This window comes from Kitasatospora sp. NPDC057518, assembly GCF_042802075.1.
Taxonomy (GTDB): domain Bacteria; phylum Actinomycetota; class Actinomycetes; order Streptomycetales; family Streptomycetaceae; genus Kitasatospora.
The window spans coordinates 1-22,552 of the sequence record NZ_JBHVEU010000101.1; the positions used below are offsets into that span (position 1 = coordinate 1).

Sequence of the window (22,552 nt, forward strand, 5' to 3'; positions counted from 1 at the left end):
GCAGGGGGGACCCTGTGGGAGAGTAGGACGCCGCCGAACAATTCTTCAGAAGAACCCCCATCCGGGTCCCGGATGGGGGTTCTTCGCATTTCCGGGCCGATGTCGGACACCACCGCACCCCGACCCCTCCGGACCCCTCCCGAACGACCCCCGCCGAGTGGCTGGTCCACCGTCAATATGCCGCTAAAACCGCCTGATCAGCGCACTGATCAGCGGAAAATCGCGTCGCACGCCGTAGTCTCGAAGGCAGGGGGAACAGGTGTCCGGGGGTGTTCTCCGGGCCGGGTCGGATCAAGAATGGTGCTCATGGGACGAGGCAGGCTGCGCATCTACCTCGGGGCGGCCCCCGGGGTCGGCAAGACGTACGCCATGCTCGCCGAGGCGCACCGGCGGCAGGAGCGGGGCACGGACGTCGTGGTCGCGTTCGTGGAGGACCACGGCCGCCGGCGGACCGCGGACATGGTCGCGGGGCTGGAGGTCGTGCTGCGGCAGCAGGTGGTGCACCGCGGTGCCCGGTTCTCCGAGATGGACCTGGACGCCGTCCTGGCGCGCCGCCCGCAGGTGGCCCTGGTGGACGAGCTGGCCCACACCAACGTCCCCGGCTGCCGCAACGAGAAGCGCTGGCAGGACGTCGAGGAGTTGCTGGCGGCCGGGATCGACGTGATCTCCACCGTCAACGTGCAGCACCTGGAGTCGCTGGGCGACGCCGTCGAGGGCATCACCGGGGTGCGCCAGCGCGAGGCCGTCCCGGACGAGGTGGTCCGGCGGGCGGACCAGATCGAGCTGGTGGACATGTCCCCTCAGGCGCTGCGGCGCCGGCTGGCGCACGGCAACGTGTACGCGCCGGAGAAGATCGACGCCGCCCTCGCCAACTACTTCCGCCCGGGGAACCTGACCGCGCTGCGCGAGCTGGCGCTGCTGTGGACCGCGGACCGGGTGGACGAGTACCTCCAGAAGTACCGGGCCGAGCAGGGCATCGAGGGCACCTGGCAGGCCAGGGAGCGGATCGTGGTGGGCCTGACCGGCGGGCCCGAGGGGGCGACGCTGATCCGCCGGGCGGCCCGGATCGCCGCCAGGGTCTCCGGCGGCGAGCTGCTCGCCGTGCACATCTCCCGCTCGGACGGGCTGGTGGGATCCGGCTCGCCGCAGACGCTGATCGAGCAGCGCGCGCTGGTGGAGAGCCTCGGTGGCTCCTTCCACGCCGTCCTCGGCGACGACCCGGCCGGCGGGCTGCTGGACTTCGCCCGGGGCGTGAACGCCACCCAGATCGTGCTGGGCACCAGCCGGCGGCCCGGCTGGCAGTACCTGTACGGGCCGGGCGTCGGCACCATCGTGACCCGGGAGGCCGGGGACATCGACGTCCACATGGTCACCCACGAGCACGCCGGGCACGGGCGGCGCGGCAAGATACCGGTCCGCCGGATCACCGACCTGGGCCGTACCCGGACGGTCGGCGGCTGGCTGATCGGACTGGTCGGGCCGCCGCTGCTGGCGATCGTGCTGACCGCGATCGGCGGGCTGGGGCTCTCCACCGACATGCTGCTGTTCCTGTCGCTGACGGTGTGCGCGGCGCTGGTGGGCGGGCTGCTGCCGGCGATCGGCTCGGCGCTGGTCGCCTCCTCCGTCCTGAACTACTACTTCACCCCGCCGCTGCACACCTTCACCATCAACGAGCCGCAGAACATCATGGCGGTGGCGATATTCACCATCGTCGGCATATCGGTGGCGTCGGTGGTGGACCTCGCGGCCCGGCGCACCCAGCAGGCCGCCCGTAGCCAGACCGAGGCGCAGACGCTCAGCGCGCTGGCCGGCACGGTGCTGCGCGGCGCGCCCAACGGCGACGGGGTGCTGACCGCGCTGATGGAGCAGGTCCGGGAGACCTTCGGGCAGGAGAGCGCCGCGCTGCTGGAACGGCCCGATCCGCTCTCCGCCTGGGCGCCGGTGGCGACCGCCGGCCCGCGCCCGCCGGAGCGGCCGGAGGAGGCCGACGTGGACGTCCCGGTCGGCGACAGCCTGGCGCTGGTGCTGCGCGGCCGGGTGCTGCCCGGGGCGGACCGGCGCCTGCTCGGAGCGTTCGCCGCCCAGGCCGCCGTGGTGCTGGAGCGCCGCCGGCTGGCCCGGGAGGCCGCCGAGGCCCGCCGGGAGGCCGAGGGCAACCGGATCCGGACGGCTCTGCTGGCCGCCGTCTCGCACGACCTGCGCACCCCGTTGGCGGGCATCAAGGCCTCGGTGAGCTCGCTGCGCTCGGCCGACGTCGACTGGGCCCCGGAGGACGAGGCCGAGCTGCTGGCCGGCATCGAGGCCGGGGCCGACCGGCTGGACCACCTGATCAACAACCTGCTCGACATGAGCCGCCTGCAGACCGGGACCGTCACCCCGCTGATCCAGGAGACCGACCTGGACGAGGTGGTGCCGTTCGCGCTCGGCGGGGTGCCGCTGGAGTCCGTCCGGCTGGAGGTCCCGGAGACGCTGCCGATGGTCCGGGCCGACGGCGGGCTGCTGGAGCGCTCGCTGGCCAACCTGGTGGAGAACGCCGTCAAGTACAGCCCGGACGGGGTCAGGGTGCTGGTCAAGGCCGACGAGCTGCGGCAGCCGGGGCGGCCGACCCGGGTCGAGCTGCGGATCGTGGACCGCGGCCCCGGGGTGCCCGAGGACGCCAAGGAGCGGATCTTCGCGCCGTTCCAGCGCTACGGGGACGCGCCGCGCGGCGCCGGGGTGGGCCTCGGACTCGCGGTGGCGCGCGGCTTCGTCGAGGCGATGGACGGTACCGTCACCGCCGAGGACACCCCGGGCGGCGGACTCACCATGGTCGTCAGCCTGCCCGTGGTCGAACGGCCGCCCGAACCGGGGGAGCGGGGCGGCGAGGGTGGCGGCCCGCTCCCGGACCTGATCACCTGAGAACCGGCGGCGCACCGGCCGGGCCGTCGCTCCTCCGGGGGCCGGCGTGCCTCCCAGGCCGTACGCCGCACAGCACGTCGCACGTCGCACCGAACGTCGTAGAGCAGTCCCCAGTCCGTAAGTCAGACAGCCCTGAAAGGCGGAGCCCGTAAATGACCCGGGTCCTCGTCGTGGACGACGAACCGCAGATCGTCCGCGCGCTGGTGATCAACCTCAAGGCCCGCAAGTACGAGGTGGACGCGGCCCATGACGGCGCGAGCGCCCTGGAGCTGGCCGCGGCCCGCCATCCGGACGTGGTCGTCCTCGACCTGGGCCTGCCCGACATGGACGGGGTCGAGGTGATCCGCGGCCTGCGCGGCTGGACCCGGGTGCCGATCATCGTGCTGTCGGCCCGGCACGCCTCGGACGAGAAGGTCGAGGCGCTGGACGCGGGCGCCGACGACTACGTCACCAAGCCGTTCGGCATGGACGAGCTGCTCGCCCGGATGCGGGCCGCCGTGCGGCGGGCCGAGCCGGTGGCCGGGGAGGCCGACTCGCTGGTCGTCACCGAGTCCTTCACCGTCGACCTCGCGGCCAAGAAGGTCAACCGGGACGGCGCCGACGTACGCCTCACGCCGACCGAGTGGCACCTGCTGGAGGTACTGGTCCGCAACGCCGGGCGGCTGGTCAGCCAGACCCAGCTGCTCCAGGAGGTCTGGGGCCCGGCCTATCGCACCGAGACCAACTACCTGCGGGTCTACCTGGCCCAGCTCCGCCGCAAGCTGGAGCGCGACCCCTCGCACCCGCGCCACTTCATCACCGAACCGGGCATGGGGTACCGCTTCGAGAGCTGACCGCGACCGCCCCCGGCGGCCGTGCGGCCTGCCGCCGGGGGGCCGGAACCCGGTACCCTTCCGACATGAGTGGTGACAACAGCAGCGGCCCGCCGCAGGGGCGGTTCCGCCGCATGCTCAGCCGGCTGACCTCCTCGGCCGAGGAACTGGACGCCGAGGAGCTGCGTCAGGAGATCGCCGCGGAGTCCGGCTGCACGCCGATCGCCGGCTGCGGGGACCGCGAGCTGGTCACCGTCGCGGGCACGCTGCGCACGGTGACGCTCCGCCCGAGGGCGGGGGTGCCCGCCCTGGAGGCCGAACTCTTCGACGGTACCGAGGCGCTGGACGTGGTCTGGCTCGGCCGCCGCTCGATCGCCGGGATAGAGCCCGGCCGCCGGCTGGTCGCCAGCGGCCGGATCAGTCACGCACGCGGGCGCCGCGTGCTGTTCAACCCCCGCTATGAGCTGCGTCCGGTCGGACACGGGAGCGAATGAGCGTGAGCAACCAGCCCGGCGGCGAGGCCGCCGCCCAGCTCGACCTGGCGGTCGATCCCGCGGACGCGGAGGCCGCCCGCAGGGCCGCCTCCAAGGAGGCGGCCGACACCGTGCTCCAGGCCTTCGGCGGCGTGCGCGGCATGATCGACATGACGCTGCCCGGCCTGGTCTTCATCGTCACCTACAACCTGACCCACCAGGTCAGCACGTCGGCCTGGGCCGCGCTGGGCCTGAGCGCCCTGTTCGTGGTGGCCCGGCTGGCGAAGCGGCAGACCATCCAGCACGCCTTCAGCGGGGTGTTCGGGGTCGCGCTCGGCGCCTGGATCTCGATGAAGAGCGGCAAGGCCGAGGACTTCTACCTGCCCGGCCTGCTCTGGAACGTCGGCTACTGCGTCGCCCTGGCGACCTCCGCCCTGGCGCGCTGGCCGATGATCGGGGTGATGCTCGGCCCGATCACCGGCGAGATGTTCACCTGGCGCAAGGAGAACCCGGGCCGGCTGGCCGCCTACACCAAGGCGACCTGGGCCTGGGTGCTGATCATGGGCGCCAAGCCGGTGATCCTCTTCCCGCTGTACTTCACCCACAACGTCAACCTGCTGGGCTGGCTGAAGGTCGCCCTCGGCATCCCGCCGCTGCTGCTGGCGATGTACGTGACCTGGCAGATCCTGCTGAAGGCGCCGCCGCCGATCAAGGCGCAGCTGGACGAGGAGGAGGAGCCGGCGAAGTAGCCGCCTCCCGCCCGTCCCGAACGACGGAGAAGGGCCCGTACCCCGAGGGGTGCGGGCCCTTCTCCCGTGTCGCGCGCTCCGGGGCTACTGGGCGCCCGAGATGGCCGAGAGGAGCTCTTCCAGCTCCTCCTCGCGCTCCTGCGCGGCGACGAAGAGCAGTTCGTCGCCGCCCTCCAGGGTGTCGTCCTTGCCCGGCACCAGCACCCGGCCCTCGCGGATGATGGTCACCAGCGCGGTGTCCTGCGGCCAGGCCACGTCGCCGACCCGGGTGCCGACCAGCTCGGTGTCGGAGGCCAGGGTCAGCTCGACCAGGTTGGCGTTGCCCTGGCTGAAGCGCATCAGGCGGACCAGGTCGCCGACGCTGACCGCCTCCTCGACCAGCGCGGACATCAGCCGCGGGGTGGAGACGGCGACGTCCACGCCCCAGGACTCGTTGAAGAGCCACTCGTTCTTGGGGTTGTTCACCCGGGCGACCACCCGCGGCACCGCGTACTCGGTCTTGGCGAGCAGCGAGACGACCAGGTTGACCTTGTCGTCACCGGTCGCGGCGATCACCACGTGGCAGCGCTGGAGCGCGGCCTCGTCCAGCGAGGTGATCTCGCAGGCGTCGGCCAGCAGCCACTCCGCCATCGGGACCCGCTCCACCGAGATGGAGTTCGGGTTCTTGTCTATCAGCAGGACCTCGTGGCCGTTCTCCAGCAGCTCGCCCGCGATCGAGCGGCCCACGGCTCCGGCCCCGGCAATGGCGACCCGCATCAGTGACCCTCCTCCTTCGGCCCCTGCGCGAACGCGGCCTCGACGGCCGTCAGGTCGGCCCGGCGCAGCATCACGTGCACCAGGTCGCCCTCCTGCACCACCATCTGCGGCGAGGGGAGCACCCCCTCGCCGAGCCGGGTGACGAACGCCACCCGGGTGCCGGAGGCCTCCTCCAGCTCGCCGATCCGGTGGCCGATCCAGCGCGGGTCGTACGCGACCTCGGCGAGCTGGACGCCACCGCTCGGGTCCTGCCACAGCGGCTCGGCGCCGCTCGGCAGCAGCCGGCGCAGCATCTGGTCGGCGGTCCAGCGGACCGTCGCCACGGTGGGGATGCCCAGGCGCTGGTACACCTCGGCGCGGCGGGGGTCGTAGATCCGGGCGGCGACGTTCTCGACGCCGAAGTTCTCCCGGGCCACGCGCGCGGCGATGATGTTGGAGTTGTCACCGCTGGAGACCGCGGCGAAGGCGCCGGCCTCCTCGATGCCCGCCTCGCGCAGGGTGTCCTGGTCGAAGCCGACGCCGGTCACCCGGCGCCCGTTGAAGCCGGCGCCCAGCCGACGGAACGCGGTCGGGTCCTGGTCGACCACGGCCACCGAGTGGCCCTGTTTCTCCAGGGCTCTGGCGAGGGCGGAGCCCACGCGGCCGCAGCCCATGATGACGATGTGCACCGGCGCTTACCTCACCCGTCCCGAAGGGGTCTTGACCTGCGCAAACACCGTTCAGCTCCGTTTCCCGCCCGGTCGTCCGGGACGAGGTTCCTCGTGGGGGCGCCGACCCGGCAACGCTCGACAACCAGAGTGTTGCCCGCCGACTCGTATCCGACACGCTAGCCGGTCCACCGAACGCAGTCGCGACGAAGGGGGGGACAAACGGCGGAGCCTTGACCGGGGAGCCCCTACGATTCCTTAACGTGCCTATGCCGACTGACCTTCCGAAACGCATCCTGATCGGGCGCGCCCTACGCAGCGACAAGCTGGGCGAGACGCTTCTGCCCAAGCGGCTCGCGCTGCCCGTGTTCGCCTCGGACGCGCTCTCCTCGGTCGCGTACGCCCCCGAGGAGATCCTGCTCACCCTCTCCATCGCGGGCGCCTCGGCGATCCACTTCTCCTGGCAGATCGGCGTCGTCGTGGCGATCGTGATGCTCGCCGTGGTCGCCTCGTACCGGCAGAACGTCCACGCCTACCCCAGCGGCGGCGGCGACTACGAGGTCGCGACCGTCAACCACGGGCCGGCCGCCGGTCTGGTGGTCGCCAGCGCGCTGATGGTCGACTACGTGCTCACCGTGGCCGTGTCGACCACCTCGGGCGTCGCCAACGTCGTCTCCGCGGTGCCCTCGCTGCGCGGTCACGAGGCGGTCCTGTCGGTGGTGGTGGTCGTCCTGCTGATGGGCATGAACCTGCGCGGTGTGCGCGAGTCCGGAAGCGCCTTCGCCGTTCCCACCTACGCCTTCATGGTCGGCGTGATCGGGATGGTCGGCTACGGCGTCTTCCGGCACTTCGCGCTCGGCCAGGACATGCCTGCGGAGAGCTCCGGGTTCCACCTCGCCGCCACCCCCGGCAACGACTCGCTGACCGGCTTCGCGATGGTGTTCCTGCTGCTGAAGTCCTTCTCCTCCGGCTGTGCCGCGCTGACCGGTGTGGAGGCGATCTCCAACGGCGTGCCGGCCTTCCGCAAGCCGAAGAGCAAGAACGCCGCCACCACGCTGCTGATGATGGCGAGCATCGCCGTCGTGATGTTCATGGGCATCATCTGGCTGGCCCGGCTGACCGGTGTCCAGATGGCCGAGAACCCGGCCGAGCAGCTCGTCGGCTCCTCGCCCGGCTACCACCAGAAGACCGCGCTGGCGCAGATCAGCGAGGCCGTGTTCAACAACTTCACGCCCGGCTTCTACTTCGTCGCCGGCGTCACCGGCCTGATCCTGGTGCTCGCCGCCAACACCGCCTTCAACGGCTTCCCGGTGCTCGGCTCGATCCTCGCCCAGGACCGCTACCTGCCGCGCCAGCTGCACACCCGCGGCGACCGGCTGGCCTTCTCCAACGGCATCATCCTGCTGGCGATCGCCGCGATCCTGCTGATCCTCGCCTTCGACGCCGACCCGACCCGGCTGATCCAGCTCTACATCGTCGGCGTCTTCGTCGCCTTCAACATGAGCCAGTCCGGCATGATCCGGCACTGGACCCGGCTGCTGCGCACCGAGACCGACCCGGCCAAGCGCCGCCACATGCAGCGCAGCCGGGCGATCAACGCCTTCGGCCTGGTGATGACCATGGCCGTGCTGATCGTCGTACTGGTCACCAAGATCGGCCACGCCTGGATCGCGATCGCCGCGATGGCCGTGCTGTTCGTGATGATGAAGGGCATCCGGCGCCACTACGACCGGGTCTCCGACGAGCTCATCGCCGCCGAGGAGCCGGACGACGTGGTGCTGCCCACCCGGGTGCACGCCATCGTGCTGGTCTCCAAGCTGCACAAGCCGGCGCTGCGCGCCCTGGCGTACGCCCGGCTGGCCCGGGCCCACACTCTGGAGGCGGTCACGGTCAACGTCGACCCGGCGGACACGGCGGCGCTGCGGCGGGAGTGGGACGAGCGCGGCATCGAGGTGCCGCTCAAGGTGCTGGACTCGCCGTACCGCGAGATCACCGGGCCGGTCCTGGACTACGTGAAGAACCTGCGGCGCAGCAGCCCGCGGGACGTGGTCTCGGTCTACATCCCGGAGTACGTGGTCGGCCACTGGTACGAGCACCTGCTGCACAACCAGAGCGCGCTGCGGCTCAAGGGGCGGCTGCTGTTCAAGCCCGGTGTGATGGTCACCTCGGTACCGTGGCAGTTGGAGTCCTCCGAGCGGCGCAAGCCGCAGAAGGCCTGGTCGGCGCCAGGCGCCGTCCGGCGTGGCGAGCCTCGGGCGCCGAAGGCCGTAAAGTCGAAGGATTCCGTCTCCACCGGTACGAACGCCGGTGACAGCCCCGACCGCAGCAAGGACTCCTCCCAGTGACCCGCAACACTCCGCCCCGTTCCTCGGGCTCCTCCGGCGCCTCCGGCAAGGGCGCCCGCCGGGGCGGCTCCAAGCCCGGTCAGGTCTCCCGGCCGCGTTGGGGCCGGCCGTCCCGTCCGGAGGCCACCGACCGCGACGGCCTCACCGCGAGCACCGCGCCGTTCGTCCCGGGCGAGCGGGAGGACCGGGGGCCCGCCGAGCCGGTGGCCGGGAAGGGCTCCGCGGCGAAGGGTGCCGCGGGCAAGGGCGCTGCGGCCAAGGGCTCCGCGGCGAAGGGTGCCGCGGCCAAGGGCTCCGCCAAGGGATCCGGCAAGGACGCGCCCAAGGGTACGGGCAAGGACGCCGGCCAGGGCGCCGGTCAGGGTGCGCCGAAGGGCGCCGCCGGGGCCGAGCGGAAGGCGCCGCGCAAGCAGGCGGTGCGGCCGCCCAAGGCGCTGCGCACCGCCGCCGCGCGGCCCTCGCGGCCCGAGGCGCCGTCCGGGGAGCCGCTGGTCGGGCAGCGCTACGAGGTCGAGGTCGGCCCGGTCGCGCACGGCGGCGGGCACTGCGTGGCCCGGCACGAGGGCCGGGTGCTGTTCGTGCGGCACGCGCTGCCCGGTGAGAGGGTCGTCGCGCTGGTGACCGACGGGACCACCACCTCGCGGTTCCTGCGGGCCGACGCGGTGGAGGTGCTGGAGCCCTCCAAGGACCGGATCGAGGCGCCGTGCCCGTTCGCCGGTCCGGGCAAGTGCGGCGGCTGCGACTGGCAGCACGTCACCCCCGGCGGGCAGCGCAAGCTCAAGGCGGCGGTGCTGACCGAGCAGCTGGCCAAGCTGGCCGGGCTCACCCCGGCCGAGGCCGGCTGGGACGGCAGCGTCGAGCCGGTCGGCGGCAAGCTGCCGGCCGGGCAGGTGCCGGCCTGGCGCACCCGGGTGCAGTACACGGTGGACGCCGAGACCGGGAAGGTCGGCCTGCGCAAGTACCGCTCGCACGAGGTGCAGCCGGTGGACCGCTGCCTGATCGCCGCCGAGGGCGTCACCGAGCTGGGCGTCGAGACCCGGGACTGGCCGGGCGTGGCGAGCGTCGAGGTGATCGCCGCGACCGGCTCCTCCGACCGCCAGGTGGTGCTCACCCCGCGCGACGGTGCCCAGCTGCCGCTGGTCGAGCTGGACAAGCCGGTGTCGATCGCCCGGGTGGACGAGCAGGGCGACGTGCACAAGGTGCACGGGCGCGGCTTCGTCCGCGAGCGGGCCGCCGGGCGGACCTGGCGGATCAGCGACGGCGGTTTCTGGCAGATCCACCCGGAGGCGCCGGACACCCTGGTCGACGCGGTGCTGGACGGGCTGGACCCGCAGTGGGGCGAGAGCGCGCTCGACCTGTACTGCGGAGTCGGCCTGTTCGCGGGCGCGCTGGCCGACCGGGTCGGCGAGGACGGCGCGGTGCTCGGCATCGAGTCCGCCAAGCAGGCCGTGGTCGACGCCCGGCACAACCTGGCCGCGCTGGACAACGTTCAGATCGAGTGCGACCGGGTCGAGACGCTGCTGCCGCGCACCGGCATCACCGCCACCGACCTGATCGTGCTGGACCCGCCGCGCTCGGGCGCCGGCCGCGAGACCGTCGCCCACCTGGTCGGCCTGGAGGCGCGCCGGATCGCGTACGTGGCCTGCGACCCGGCGGCGCTCGCCCGGGACCTGAAGTTCTTCCGCGAGGGCGGCTACCGGCCGGTGTCGCTGCGGGCCTTCGACCTGTTCCCGATGACGCACCACTTCGAGTGCGTGGCGATCCTGGAGCCGGCCGGGGAGTGATCCCGGGCGCCGGGAAGGCACGGCAGGAGGCGGTCACCCGTTCGGGGTGGCCGCCTCCGCCGCGTCCGGGGGCCGGCTACTCGTTGTGCTCCTCCTCGTCGACGCTGTGCGGGAGGTCGATGCCGTGCTGGGCGGCGAGCCGCAGGAGCGAGGCGACCCGGCCCTCGTACGCCTGGACGCCGTCGGCGTCCCCTTCGGCCCGGGCCGCCGCGAGGTCCCGGCGGGCCTGGGCGAGCTGCTCGCGCAGCTCCTGATCGAACATGGCTGTCATCGGTCGGCCTCCGCACCGGTCGGTGCCCGCTCGGGGGGAACGCAGGGGGGTTTTCAGCGTCCCGGACGGTGGGGCGGTCTTCAAGTCCCGCTCCGCCTGGTGGCGGCACGGCGGTGGTGGGCGGGGGCCGGACCGGGGCGGAGGGCAGGTGCGGGCGGGTCCGGAGCGGGGCGGAGGGCAGGTGCGGGCGGGTCCGGAGCGGGGCGGAGGACAGGTGTGGACGCGACCGGAGCAGGGCGGAAGGTCAGGCGTCGGCAATGCGCGGGTAAAAGATGGTGCGCGGAGTGCCGTCGGGTCCCGGGAGGGGGCTTGACGAGGCAAATCGCCGGGGCGAAGGTGAGCAGCTGACATGTGATGTGTGCTGTTGCACCGCCCTTGGCGGCAGCCGCCCCGCGCCGTCGGCCGGGGCCGGCCGATGCGTGAGGGGGAGCGTCATGGAGTTGGAGCTGCGGCACCTGCGCGTGGTGTGCGCCATCGCCGACACCGGGAGCGTCGGCCGGGCCGCCGCCCTGCTCGGCGCCTCGCAGCCGGCGACCAGCACCCAGCTGCGCCGGATCGAACGCCACCTGGGCGCCCCGCTGTTCGAACGCACCGCCGCCGGTGTCGCGCCGACCGGCTTCGGGGTGGAGGTGCTGGCCGCCGCCCGGGAACTGCTCACCCGCGCCGACTGCCTGGGCCGCCGCGCGGAGGCTTCGGCCGGGCCCGCCCCGCGCGAGCTGCGGCTGGCGGCCACCAACGCCCCGATCCTGCCCGGGCTGGTCACCAGGGCCCGGCACCAGCGGCCCGGGCAGCGCTTCACCGTGACGTCGGTCTACCGCTCCTCGGACATCGTCGAGCTGCTGGAGCGGGGCGAGGCGGACGTCGCGGTGGCCGTGGACTACCCGGGCCGGGAGCTGTGCCACTCGCCGTCCGTCGCGCACCGCGGCATCGTCACCGAGCCGGTCTTCGTCGCGCTGCCGGCCGGCCACCGGCTGCGGCACCGCACCGAGGTGGCCCTGGCGGACCTCGCGGAGGAGGAGTGGTTCCTGACCCCCGACGACGGGGCCGGCTGGCACGGCGTCTTCCACGGGGCCTGCGCCGCGGCGGGGTTCGCCCCGGCGACCGTCCACGAGTTCCTCGGCGGCCGGCTGGAGCTCCAGGAGATGATCGCCGCCGGGCTCGGCATCTCCGTCGTCCAGGCCACCACCCGGCCGCTCGCGGACGTGGTGGTCAAGCCGCTGGCGGGGACGCCGATCTGGGTCCGGCAGCTGCTGGTCTGGCGGCCGGCCGGGGTGGGCGGGGAGGTGGTGGAGACGCTGTTCGGGGCGGCCGCCGCGGCGTACCGGGACCTGATCGCGGCCGCGCCGAGCTTCCAGGCGTGGGCCGCGCGGACGTACCGGTCGTAGCGGCAGTGGGCGGGGGTCCGTGTTATGGCCGGGCCGGGAAATGTCATATGACCTGTGACATTGTTCTGACCTTCCGTCGCTGGCAGGATCATGACGCGTTCCCCCAACGTCTCGGCAGTCCTCCCAGCGCCTCCCCCACAGGAGAAGGACCCCACCAGTGCGCCCACGGATACCCCTCCCCACCCTGCTGGCCGGCCTCGTGGCCGGCTGCTGCGCCGCCGCCACGCTGCTGCCGGCCACGGCGTCAGCCGCCTCCGCCGCCTCGGCCGCTTCCGGTGCTTCCGCCGCTCCCGCCCGGCCCGCGGCCGGTGCTCCGACGGCCGACCCGGGCTCCGTCCAGCCGAAGCCGCTCGGCGCCTTCCTCACCGTCGACCCGGCCGCCCAGGCCCGTGCCGCCGAGGACCTCGCCCCCGTCGCCAAGCCGCTGCCCCCGGCGCTGCTCGGCCAGGTCGTGATGGGCCAGCCGGCCGACACCGTCGTGCAGACCGCGCCGCGCCCGGCCGAGCCGAAGGCGCCCCCGGCCAAGCCGGCCCTCGCCGCCCGCGGCGCCGCCGGAGCGGCCGCCGCGCAGAGCTGCACCCCGGCCGACTTCGGCAGCCGCAGCGGCGCCGACCTGGTCTCCTTCATCGAGGGCTCGACCACGGACTGCGTCAACACGCTGTTCAACGTCACCGGCACCGACGCGGGCAGCATCTTCAAGGAATCGAAGATGCTCACCGTCGCCGACGCCTTCCGGACCATGGCGGCCGGCTACACCGGCGACAACTCGACCGCCATCCTGCAGCTCGTGCTCTTCCAGCGGGCCGGCTGGTTCGTGCAGTCGAACAACGCGGACGCGGTGGGCCCCTACGGCGCGGCCCTGACCAGCGGCTCCAAGGCCGCCCTCGACGCGTTCTTCGCCGCCCCGCACCGCACCGACGTCAGCGACGCCAACGGCGCCGTGCTCAACGAGGTGCTGGTGCTCACCGACAGCGCCAACCTCCAGGGCAGCTACCTGGGCGTCTACAAGCAGGTGCTGACGGCGTACGACAACTCGTACAACGCCTTCCCGAAGATGCTCAAGGCGGTCAACGCGGTGCTCTCCGCGCCGCTGTGGCGGGGCAACTGGAACCCCGACTTCGTCAGCGCGGTCGGCGCGGACCCGAGCATCGGCGCCACCCTCGGCGACTTCGCGCTGAACCACAAGGACCTGCTCGGCACGGCCAACGCCTACCTGGACGTCAACGCGGGCAACGACCTCGGCCGGATGGCCGGCGACGGCCCGGTGGTCGAGGCCGCGGTCAAGGGCAAGGTCAAGGCGGTCCTCGACGGCGCGCAGATCACCGGCGCCACCGGCCCGCTGTACGTCCACACCGCCTACCAGGCCAACAGCTTCGACCCCGGCCAGTGCTCGTACTACGGCATCTGCGACCTGCCGGCGAAGCTGACCGCCGCGGTGCTGCCGAACCAGCTGGTGTGCGACAACCGCACCATCCAGACCGAGGTCCTGTCGCCCGCCGACCTGGCCGCGGTCTGCGCCAGCCTGCGCGGCGAGGACACCTTCTTCCACAAGCTGGTGAAGGACAACGGTCCGATCCCCGGTCAGTACGACAAGGAGCTCACCCTCGCGGTCTTCGCCAACCAGGCGGACTACCTGACCTACTCCTGGGCGATCTTCAACAACTCCACCGACAACGGCGGACAGACCGTCATGGACCCGACCGACCCGAACAACCGGGCCGTGTGCGTGATGTACCAGAAGTCCTGGAACGACGGCTTCACCGCCAACGTGTGGAACCTCAACCACGAGTACACCCACTACCTGGACAACATCTACGACCTCAAGGGCAACTTCTCCACCGAGATCTCCGTCCCGGACATCTGGTGGATCGAGGGCGTCGCCGAGTACGAGTCCTACGCCTACCGCGGCACCACCGACACCCAGGCGATGGCCGAGGCCGCCAAGCACACCTACAAGCTGAGCACCCTCTTCCAGAACACGTACGGCAACTCGGACACCGTGCGCACCTACCCGTGGGGCTACCTGGCCGTCCGGTACATGTTCGAGAAGCACCCGGCGGACATCGACGCCATGCTCGCCCACTTCCGCACCGGCGACTACCAGGGCGGCTACGCGGTCTACAACGGCATCGGCACCCGCTACGACGCCGACTTCGACGCCTGGCTCGACACCTGCGCCGGCGGTGCCTGCCTCGCGGCCGGCCCGACCGCGCTGTTCGGCCAGTCGGTCTCCGGCGCGACCGTCACGCTGACCGACAAGTCCGTCCAGACCGGCGCCGGCCGGCTCACCGCCTGGCACTGGACCTTCGGCGACGGCAGCTCCTCCGACCAGCAGAACCCGACCCACACCTACGCGGCCGCCGGCACCTACACCGTCGCGCTGACCGTCACCGACGACACCGGCAGGACCGCCAGCACCCCGGCCTCCGTCGCCGTGACCACGGGCGGCGGCGGTGGCCCGACCACCCCGCCTGCCTGCACCGACCCGCGCGCCGACGCGCTCGGCAAGAACTGCTCGCGCGCCAACCTGTCGGCCACCGCCGGCAACCTGGACTACCTGTACGTCTACCTGCCGGCCGGCACCAGCACCCTGAAGATCACCACCTCCGGGGGCACCGGCACCGCGTACCTGTACTACAGCGACAGCACCTGGGCCTCGCCGAGCGCCTACACCGCCGCCTCCACCAACGCGGGCACCACCCAGAGCATCACGGTGACCAACCCGACGGCGGGCTACCGCTACGTGAGCCTCTACGCGAAGAGCGACTTCAGCGGGGTGACCGTCAGCACCCAGTTCTGATCCGCCCCCTTCCGGCGCGGGCCGGGTCCGTGGCAGCCAGCCGCGGGCCCGGCCCGTCCGGCGTTCCGGCGCCTCGCCGGCGGCCCGTCCGACGTTCCGGTGGCTGCCGTCCGGCGCCGCGGTGACGGCCGGGTTGCGCGGGGGCGTGCGGCAGGTGTGCGGGCGGTGTGCGCACGCCCTTGTTGTGCTAGCACTTGAGCGCTAGCTTGAACGGCATGGGTAAGAAGCAGCTGAACGTGCGGGTCGACGCCACGACCGCCGAGATGGCCCGGGAACGGGCGGAGCAGCAGGGGATCTCCATGAACCAGTACATCGAGCGCCTGGTCCAACAGGACATGGGCGAGTCAGGGCGGGCCTTCGTGGACGCGGCCGCGCAGTTCATGAAGGAGTACGAGTCGGCCTTCCTCGCCGAGTTCGGGGAGCCCGGCGACCTCCAGGACGTGCGCCGTTGAAGCTGGAGGTCGACCTCTCGTGGCTGCTCATGACCGCCGAGCAGTACACGCCCGGTGATCCGCAGGTCACCGACTACGGCTCGCTGCTCGCGGCGGTCACCCGCCACCAGGCCGAGATATTCGACATCTCGGTCTACCCCGAACCACAGGACCGCGCCGCCGCGCTGATGCACCAGCTGATCCGGGTGCCGGCACTGGAGAAGACCAACGAACTCTTCGCGACCGCCGTCGCCTACGCCTACCTCGTCGCCAGCGGCTGCACCGTCGCCACCACCGCCCGCGAGGTGCGCAGCCTCTCCCGGGCCATCCGCGAGGGGCGGCTCGGGGTGTCGGGCGTCGCCGAGCGGCTCGCGGCCTGGGTGGTGGACGAGGCGGAGGGGGAGGAGGTCAGCGGGGCGGACGACGAGGACGAGGACGACGACTGACCGGCGCCGTCCCCGGTCCTGTTCCCGTTCCCGTCCCCGTTCCCGTTCCTGCCGGGGCCTTCCGGGCCGGGGCCGGTGGGCGGCCTGTTACGCGGGGGGCTCCTGCCGGGTGGAGGGTTCCTACCGTGTGGCAGGCGCCTGCCGGGCGGGGGGCTCCTACTGGGCGGCAGGCTCCTGCTGGGCGGCGGGCTCCGCGATCAGGGCCGTCGCGAAGGTGCGAAAGCCGGCCCGGCGGTAGATCCGGGCGACGTCCTCGTCGGCGGCGGACAGAAACACCGTCCGCACCCCGTTCGCCCGGGCGTGCTCGACCAGGGCCGCGGTGACCGCCAGGCCCAGCCCGCGACGGCGCGCGGACGGGAGCGTGCCCACCCCGGCCACCTCGGTGACCGGGCCCACCGGGTTGTGCTGGCCCGCGCACAGGACCGTGCCGTCCTCGACGGCCGCGGCCAGCACGGTGGTGCCGGTGGCGATCCGCCGGGCGATCCGCTCCGCCGTGCCGTCGGCCGCCAACGTCGCCGCGCGCTCGGCGAGTTCGGCCGCGCCGGCCGGGCCGACGGCGGTGCCCGGCTCGGCGAAGGCCAGGCGCGGGACGGCGACGGCGGCCGCCAGCTCCGGGGCGTCCGGTGCCAGCACCCGGACCTCCACCCGTTCCGGCAGCTCGGGCGCCGGGGCCGCTTCGTCCTGCGGGCCCAGCACCAGCAGCGGGTGCTCGTGCACCGTCAGGCCCGCCGCCTCGACCGCCGCGCGCAGCTCCGGGTTCTGCTCGGCCACCCACTCGAAGGCCTCCGGCGCGCCCGCCTCCCGCTGCCGCTCCAGCACCCGGCGGACGTCCTCGGCGGTGGCGGCGGGGCCGGTGTGGCCGAGGGTCGGGCGGGCGTAGTAGGGCCAGCCGGCCCCGTCGCGGAGGAACAGGGTCAGCGGCCCGAAGTCCTCGGTGCGGGCGGCGCTGCGGGGCACGGCGTCGTAGTAGCGCTCGATCTCGTCGAGCAGGGGGCGGTCGTGGGCATGATCATCAGGGGTCACGGCGTGCATCCAAGCAGGGGCGGGGGAGGGGCGCCACCGGTTTGTCGGGGCGGGCCGCGGCTCCTCCGGGCTCGGCGCCGCCCGCGCGTCGCCGTTCCGGGGGCCGATTGTTGCCGAACGCTTACCCGCCCGCAGCGATCTTGTGCGGCCACGGCGTGCATGCTGAAGGCTTTACAGCTCTGCCGAGGGGGACGGCGGACGTCTGCACGAGGCGAGGCAAGGGGGAAGACAGGCCGATGAGGCTCTGCTTTCTGGTGGAGGAACACTACCGGCACGACGGCATGCCGCTCGACGTGGCACGCCAACTCACCGCGTGGGGGCACCGGGTGGACGTGCTGCGCCCCGGGGACTCGCTGCTGGCGATCTCCGAGGAGGTCCGGGCCGGCAGCCACGACGCCTGGGTGCTCAAGACCGTGTCCGGCGGCCCCGGGCTGACCCTGCTGGAGTCGGCCGCCGCCGTCGGCCTCACCACGGTGAACGACGTGCGCTCGATCCGCGGGGTCCGGGACAAGGCGCTCGCCGCGGTCATCGGCCGCACCCGCGGCCTGCCCGTCCCGGTGACGTACGCGGCCGCGCGCTGGGAGCGACTGGCGGAGATCCCGGCCGCCGAGTACCCGCTGGTGGTCAAGCCCGCCGACGGCAGCTCCGGGCGCGCCGTGCGGCTGGTGCGCAGCCCCGAGCAGCTGCTGGAGGTGGGTCCGGAACTGGCGGGGGAGGGGCTGCTGATTGCGCAGCCGTACGTACCCAACTCCGGGACCGACCTCAAGGTGTACTGCGTCGACGGCGAGCTCTTCGCGACGGAACGTTCCTCCCCGCTGCACCCCGGGCAGGGCGTGCGCGAGCGGCAGGTGCCGCTGCCGGGGAGCGTCGCGCGGATCGTGGCGCAGGTCGGCGAGGTGTTCGGGCTGGACCTGTACGGGGTGGACGTGCTGCTGGGGCCGGACGGACCGGTGGTGGTGGACGTCAACGACTTCCCGAGCTTCCGGCAGGTGCCGGACGCGGTGGCCCGGGTCGCCCGCGCGGTGCTGCGGCTCGCGCGCAGCGGCACGGCCGTGTCGCTGCCCGCCGGGCCCGCCGAACTGGTGCCCGCGGGCGGCGACCCGTACGGCCAACGGGGCTTCGGTGAGGGGGAGTTGCTGTGAAGGTCGGGCTGATCACCGGCGACCCGGGGCACCCGGTGCTGGCGGCCGCCGCCGAACTGCTGGTGCGCCGGGGGCACGAGGTCGCGGCCGTCCCGCCCGCGGGGCCCGTGGCCGGGCTCGCGGACGTCTACCTGCTCAAGGCCCGTACGCCGCAGGCACTGGCGCTGGCGGGGGAGTTGGAGCGGCGGGGCGCGCCGGTGGTCAACTCGGCGGCGGCCACCGGGCTGTGCCAGGACCGGGTGCGGATGGCCGAGCTCGCCCGCGCCGCCGGGCTGCCCTTCGCGGCCACCGACGCGGTCGGCCTGCTGGGTGAACTCGCCGACCCGGCCTACCCGTTCGTGGTCAAGAGCCGGCGCAGCAGGCGGCACGACCTGGTCGCCCGGGTGGACGGGCCGGCCCGGCTGCGCGAACTCGCCGAGCGCTGGCCCGAGGAGCCGGTCGTCGCCCAGCCGTTCGTCCCGGGGACCGGCTGGGACCAGAAACTGTGGGTCGTCGACGGACAGGTGTTCGCGGCCCGGCGGCAGTCCGAACTCGCCACCGGCACGGGGAAGTCGGGGCGGGCGGAGGACTGGGAGCCGTCCGCCGGGCGGGCGGCGCTCGCGCTGCGCGTGGGCGAGGTGTTCGGGCTCGACGTGTACGGGGTCGACCTGCTCGACGGGCCCGCCGAGCCGGTCATCGTGGACGTCAACGCCTTCCCGGGGGTCCGGGGCCGGGCCGGCGCGCCGGAGGCGCTCGTGGCGCTGGCGCTGCGGGTCGGGGCGGAGCGGGGGCGGGGGCGGGCGCTCGCGGGGCTCGGGCCGGGGCCCAGGAGGGGTGCGGAGTAGGGCCGGCCTGGGGCGTCCGGCCCGCCGGGGTCGTTAGGCTGGCTGGCGCCCCGACCGGCCGGGGCGTACGGCGAGAGAAGACGGAACCTTGCTCCAGGACATCGAGCGCTACCTGGCCTGCCCGCACTGCGCGCAGGCCCTTACCCGGCACGACCGCAGCCTGCGCTGCCCGGCCGGGCACAGCTTCGACCTCGCCAAGCAGGGCTACGTCAGCCTCCTCGCCGGCGACGCCCACACCGGCACCGGGGACACCGCCGAGATGGTCGCGGCCCGCGCGGACTTCCTCGCCGCCGGGCACTACCGGCCGATCGCCGAGGCGCTGGCGGAGGCCGCCGCCGCCGTCGCCGGTGCGTCCGACGGCCTGGTCGCCGACCTCGGCGCCGGCACCGGCCACTACCTGGCGCACGTCCTGGACGCCCTGCCCGGCACGGTCGGCGCGGCCCTGGACATCTCCAAGTTCGCGCTGCGCCGGGCCGCCAAGGCGCACCCCCGGATCGGCGCCGTGGTGTGCGACGCCTGGCGCCCGCTGCCGCTGCGGGACGCCTCGGCCGAGTTGATGCTCAACGTCTTCGCACCGCGCAACGGGCCGGAGATCCGCCGGGTGCTGCGCCCCGGCGGCACCCTGCTGCTGGTCTCGCCGACCGCCCGCCACCTGCGTGAACTCGTCGGCGCACTGGGGCTGTTGTCGGTGGACGAGGAGAAGCAGCGGCGGATCGACGAGAAGCTCGGGCCGTACCTGGAGCCCGCCGGGCGGCGCGAGGTCGAGTTCACCCTGCGGCTCGGCCCGCAGGACGTGCGCACCGTCGTCGGCATGGGGCCGAGCGCCTGGCACACCGACCCGGAACGGCTCGCCGCCGCGCTCGCGGAACTGCCGGAGCCGGTCGAGGTGACGGCCTCGGTGACGGTGGCCGCGTACCGGCGCTGAGCCCCACGTTGGGATGAATCTGCCGCGCAGGCACGTTTCTGCCGGTCGGCCTGCGGCTAACGTCCGACAGGTGAACCGCGACGCCACCGTGCCCGCAGGGCCGTCCCACCTCCGACCGGGCGCCCCGGGGCCCGACCGGCCGCCCGTGCCGCGACCCACCGTCGAGGAGCTCCGACTCACCTCGTTCAAGTCCTACCGGCGCGCGGTGCTGCCGCTCGCGCCCCTCACCGTGCTGCACGGGCCCGCCGGCGTCGGCAAGTCCAACGCCCTCGACGCGCTGGCCGTGCTGTCCCGGCTCGCCCTCGGCGAGGAGATCGCCGACTCGCTGGACGGACTGCCCGAGCGCACCGGCCCGCTCGCCGCACCCGTCCGCGGCGGCCTCGACGGGTGCGTCCCGCACGGGCGGCACGCGATCAACCTCGGCTGCACCGTCCGCTCGCCGCACGGCCTGATCCGGCTCGACGTGGTGGTCCGCACCGACGGCCCGGTCCGGATCGCCCGGGAATCGCTCACCCTCGACGGCCGGACCCTGATGGACACCGGCGAGCAGGACGTCCGCAACCGGCGGGTCAACGTCTGCTGGCACAACGACACCCGCCAGGGCGACATCCGGGCACCGTTCCCCAGCGGCACGATGATCACCGCACAGCTGCCGCTGCGGGTCGCGGGCTCCTCGGCCGGGGAGTGCCTCGTCCTCGCCGCCACCGAGGACCTCCTCACCGCGCTGCGCGAGGTCTTCCCGCTGCACCCCGTCCCCGCGCTGATGCGCGGCTGGGCCCGGGCCGACCCGCAGGCCCGGCTGCGCAGCAACGCCGCCAACATCTCCGCCGTCGTCGCCCGGCTGAGCAACGAGTGCCCGCGCCGGTACGGGCAGCTGCTGCGCGCCGTGCAGGCCGCCGCGCCGCACCCGCTGCTCGGGCTCACCCTGGCCGAGCGCGAGAGCGCGGGCGTGAAGCGGGTCCTCGCCGTCTTCGACGAGGGCGTCCTCGGACGCACCGGGGCCGACCAGGCCTCCGATGGCATGCTGCGCCACCTCGCCTTCGCCGCGGTGCTGCTGACCGGGGCCGGGGTGCTCGACCTCGACGTGGCCGCCGAGGTGCCCTGGGCGCACCGGCAGCTCACCGTGCTGGCCGAGGACCTGGGGGCGGGACTCTCCGCCGAGCAGACCGGCACGCTGCTGCGGCTGGCGCGGGAGATGGCGGAGCGCAGCCAGCTGCGGGTGGTCGCGGCCCTGCAGGAGCCGGCGGCGGCGCGGGAGGTGCTGGGTTGCGGGCCCGGGGGCGGGGTGGTGCTGGTCGAGTGCCGGCGGGACCCGGACTCGGGGTTCACGGTGCTGCGGCCGGAGACGGCGCGGGTGCCGGTCCAGGGCGGGCGCGGGGAGGCGGCCGGGGGCGCGGCTGGTGCGGTGGACGGGGAGACGGCCGGGGAGGCGGCCGGGGAGGCGGTCGGCCTGGGGGCGGAAGCGGGCGGGGGCGGGTCGGAGGAGTCGGCGGGGGTGGCCGGATTCGCGAGGAGCGGTGGGGTGTCCTCGGTGGGCGGTGGGGCGGAGGGCCGGGATGCGGTAGACCTGGAGGGGTGAGCGAACGAGTGACGGGGCCGGCAGAGCCCACGGTGGATGTCCTGCGGCAGCGGTTGGTGGACTTCGCGTCGGCCCGGCGGTGGGAGCCCTTCCACACCCCGAAGAACCTGGCGGCGGCGCTGAGCGTGGAGGCGGGGGAGCTGCTGGAGATCTTCCAGTGGCTGACGCCCGAGCAGGCGGCCGCGGTGATGTCCGACCCGGAGCGCGCGCACCGGGTGCACGACGAGGTCGCGGACGTGCTGGCGTACCTGCTGCAGTTCTGCACGGCGGTCGGGGTGGATCCGCTGGAGGCCCTGGCGGCCAAGATCGAGCGGAACGAGCTCCGCTTCCCGGTGCCGACGGACGAGGGCGACGCCGGCCAGGACGCGTCCGACGCCGACCAGGGGGCGGGCGAGGCCGCCGGGAGCGTGGCCCGCGCGCCCGAGAGGGCGACCTCCGTCAACCCGGACGTGGACGACCAACCCGTGTGAGGGACGAAAGTTATCCACAACCCCGGACTTGTCCACAGCTTCTGACAACGTGGATGCGCGCTCGCGCACTTCCTCGCACGCTTTCGCCGTGACCAGCCGTCACCACGCGGACCGCCCCTCCCGGCGGCCCGGGTCGACGGCGACAGCGAGCGGGAGGAGCGGTGGCCATGGAGGCGCTGCGACTGATCAAGACGGCCCGGTACGCCCTGGCCGAGGCCAGGCACGTACCGGACGTGCTGGCCGAGGCGCGGCAGGCCGCGCTGCTCACCGAGGCGGTGGGCGCCAGGCTGGCGGAGTCGGAGGACGAGGATCTCACCGGGCTGGGGCAGCAGCTGTCCGAGGCCGGGGCGCACGCGGCGGTCTGCCTGGACCGCTCCGTCGTCCGGGCCGCCCTGGTGAGCGGCGGCCGGGCCGCGCGGCTCACCGACCTGGGGGACTTGGCGCCGGCCCTGGGGGCGCTGGACGGGCTGCTCCAGGAGGTCGGCGAGACGCTGGTGGTGCTGGCCTGCGGGGCGGACACCGAGAGCCTCTACTGGACGTGCATCGACGGCGTGGACGCGGTCTCGGAGTGCAAGGACCTGACGGTACGGCTGCGTGCGGCGGCGCTCCGGGCCGGGGCGGCGGAGCCCGCCGCGCTCGGCGGTGCGGAGCGGGAACGCGAGCGGGCGGGTGGCGGGGCGCCGTTACTGGTGGTCCGGCTCGGCCCTCCGGGCGAGACCGGTCCGCCGGGCGGTGACGGTGGCGGTGCGGCGAGCGGCAGCCCGCCCTCCGGCGGCGGCCCGCCCGGTGCGC

At 73.8% G+C, this 22,552-nt stretch carries 20 protein-coding genes; 16 read left to right on the forward strand and 4 right to left on the reverse strand.

Annotated features, from left to right (window positions below):
- Positions 1-306: 306 nt before the first annotated feature.
- The 4 genes from ACFU7Z_RS13245 to ACFU7Z_RS13260 all read left to right on the forward strand — a co-directional run bounded on the left by ACFU7Z_RS13245 (position 307) and on the right by ACFU7Z_RS13260 (position 4,932).
- Positions 307-2,898, forward strand: a complete 2,592-nt coding sequence (locus ACFU7Z_RS13245; protein ID WP_380777580.1) for an ATP-binding protein — start codon at positions 307-309, stop codon at positions 2,896-2,898.
- A gap of 152 nt (positions 2,899-3,050) precedes the next feature.
- On the forward strand, positions 3,051-3,731 hold the full coding sequence (locus ACFU7Z_RS13250; RefSeq protein WP_049657530.1) for a response regulator: 681 nt from the start codon (positions 3,051-3,053) through the stop codon (positions 3,729-3,731).
- A 65-nt stretch (positions 3,732-3,796) separates the two neighbouring features.
- Positions 3,797-4,204 (forward strand): OB-fold nucleic acid binding domain-containing protein, encoded by a 408-nt coding sequence (locus ACFU7Z_RS13255; RefSeq protein ID WP_049657528.1) that lies wholly within the window; start codon positions 3,797-3,799, stop codon positions 4,202-4,204.
- Positions 4,205-4,206: 2 nt separating this feature from the next.
- Positions 4,207-4,932 (forward strand): DUF3159 domain-containing protein, encoded by a 726-nt coding sequence (locus ACFU7Z_RS13260; protein ID WP_234348601.1) that lies wholly within the window; start codon positions 4,207-4,209, stop codon positions 4,930-4,932.
- A gap of 84 nt (positions 4,933-5,016) precedes the next feature.
- On the opposite strand, the gene ACFU7Z_RS13265 is transcribed toward ACFU7Z_RS13260, so the two are convergent.
- Entirely contained in the window at positions 5,017-5,688 is a 672-nt protein-coding gene (locus ACFU7Z_RS13265; RefSeq protein WP_049657526.1) for a TrkA family potassium uptake protein, read from the reverse strand.
- On the reverse strand, positions 5,688-6,356 hold the full coding sequence (locus ACFU7Z_RS13270) for a TrkA family potassium uptake protein (RefSeq protein WP_049657525.1): 669 nt from the start codon (positions 6,354-6,356) through the stop codon (positions 5,688-5,690). Before ACFU7Z_RS13270 ends, ACFU7Z_RS13265 begins: the two co-directional genes overlap by 1 nt.
- A 248-nt stretch (positions 6,357-6,604) precedes the next feature.
- On the opposite strand from ACFU7Z_RS13270, the gene ACFU7Z_RS13275 reads away from it, so the two are divergent.
- A complete protein-coding gene (locus tag ACFU7Z_RS13275; protein WP_049657522.1) occupies positions 6,605-8,680 on the forward strand; it encodes an APC family permease in 2,076 nt (691 codons plus the stop codon).
- A 434-nt stretch (positions 8,681-9,114) separates the two neighbouring features.
- Positions 9,115-10,464 (forward strand): class I SAM-dependent RNA methyltransferase, encoded by a 1,350-nt coding sequence (locus ACFU7Z_RS13280; RefSeq protein WP_375877235.1) that lies wholly within the window; start codon positions 9,115-9,117, stop codon positions 10,462-10,464.
- 76 nt (positions 10,465-10,540) lie between these two features.
- Here ACFU7Z_RS13280 and ACFU7Z_RS13285 read toward each other — a convergent pair whose 3' ends face one another.
- Positions 10,541-10,735: a hypothetical protein gene (locus ACFU7Z_RS13285; protein ID WP_143204452.1), complete on the reverse strand. Its 195-nt coding sequence runs from the start codon at positions 10,733-10,735 to the stop codon at positions 10,541-10,543.
- A gap of 434 nt (positions 10,736-11,169) precedes the next feature.
- On the opposite strand from ACFU7Z_RS13285, the gene ACFU7Z_RS13290 reads away from it, so the two are divergent.
- The 4 genes from ACFU7Z_RS13290 to ACFU7Z_RS13305 all read left to right on the forward strand — a co-directional run bounded on the left by ACFU7Z_RS13290 (position 11,170) and on the right by ACFU7Z_RS13305 (position 15,797).
- Positions 11,170-12,120: a LysR family transcriptional regulator gene (locus ACFU7Z_RS13290; protein ID WP_074000661.1), complete on the forward strand. Its 951-nt coding sequence runs from the start codon at positions 11,170-11,172 to the stop codon at positions 12,118-12,120.
- Between the two features lie 157 nt (positions 12,121-12,277).
- Positions 12,278-14,920: a collagenase gene (locus ACFU7Z_RS13295; protein WP_380777581.1), complete on the forward strand. Its 2,643-nt coding sequence runs from the start codon at positions 12,278-12,280 to the stop codon at positions 14,918-14,920.
- 215 nt (positions 14,921-15,135) lie between these two features.
- Positions 15,136-15,372 carry a toxin-antitoxin system HicB family antitoxin gene (locus ACFU7Z_RS13300; RefSeq protein WP_049659744.1) on the forward strand — a complete coding sequence of 79 codons (237 nt, stop codon included), beginning with the start codon at positions 15,136-15,138 and terminating at the stop codon, positions 15,370-15,372.
- Positions 15,369-15,797: a fic family toxin-antitoxin system, toxin component gene (locus tag ACFU7Z_RS13305; protein WP_074000663.1), complete on the forward strand. Its 429-nt coding sequence runs from the start codon at positions 15,369-15,371 to the stop codon at positions 15,795-15,797. Before ACFU7Z_RS13300 ends, ACFU7Z_RS13305 begins: the two co-directional genes overlap by 4 nt.
- A gap of 156 nt (positions 15,798-15,953) precedes the next feature.
- Here the strand turns inward: ACFU7Z_RS13305 and ACFU7Z_RS13310 are convergent, their stop codons facing one another.
- Positions 15,954-16,829 carry a GNAT family N-acetyltransferase gene (locus ACFU7Z_RS13310; protein WP_380777582.1) on the reverse strand — a complete coding sequence of 292 codons (876 nt, stop codon included), beginning with the start codon at positions 16,827-16,829 and terminating at the stop codon, positions 15,954-15,956.
- Between the two features lie 227 nt (positions 16,830-17,056).
- Between ACFU7Z_RS13310 and ACFU7Z_RS13315 the strand changes: the two genes are divergently transcribed.
- The 6 genes from ACFU7Z_RS13315 to ACFU7Z_RS13340 form a co-directional block, all read left to right on the forward strand.
- Entirely contained in the window at positions 17,057-17,962 is a 906-nt protein-coding gene (locus tag ACFU7Z_RS13315; RefSeq protein ID WP_049659122.1) for a RimK family alpha-L-glutamate ligase, read from the forward strand.
- A complete protein-coding gene (locus tag ACFU7Z_RS13320; RefSeq protein ID WP_380777583.1) occupies positions 17,959-18,786 on the forward strand; it encodes a RimK family alpha-L-glutamate ligase in 828 nt (275 codons plus the stop codon). Before ACFU7Z_RS13315 ends, ACFU7Z_RS13320 begins: the two co-directional genes overlap by 4 nt.
- 88 nt (positions 18,787-18,874) lie before the next feature.
- Entirely contained in the window at positions 18,875-19,711 is an 837-nt protein-coding gene (locus tag ACFU7Z_RS13325) for a putative RNA methyltransferase (protein ID WP_375877225.1), read from the forward strand.
- Between the two features lie 145 nt (positions 19,712-19,856).
- Positions 19,857-21,290 carry an AAA family ATPase gene (locus ACFU7Z_RS13330; protein WP_380777584.1) on the forward strand — a complete coding sequence of 478 codons (1,434 nt, stop codon included), beginning with the start codon at positions 19,857-19,859 and terminating at the stop codon, positions 21,288-21,290.
- Positions 21,287-21,760, forward strand: a complete 474-nt coding sequence (locus tag ACFU7Z_RS13335; RefSeq protein WP_380777585.1) for a nucleotide pyrophosphohydrolase — start codon at positions 21,287-21,289, stop codon at positions 21,758-21,760. The genes ACFU7Z_RS13330 and ACFU7Z_RS13335 overlap by 4 nt, the downstream gene beginning before the upstream one ends.
- A gap of 167 nt (positions 21,761-21,927) precedes the next feature.
- Positions 21,928-22,552, forward strand: a 625-nt coding sequence (locus ACFU7Z_RS13340; RefSeq protein ID WP_380777586.1) for a DUF6099 family protein, incomplete at its 3' end; no start/stop codon positions are given.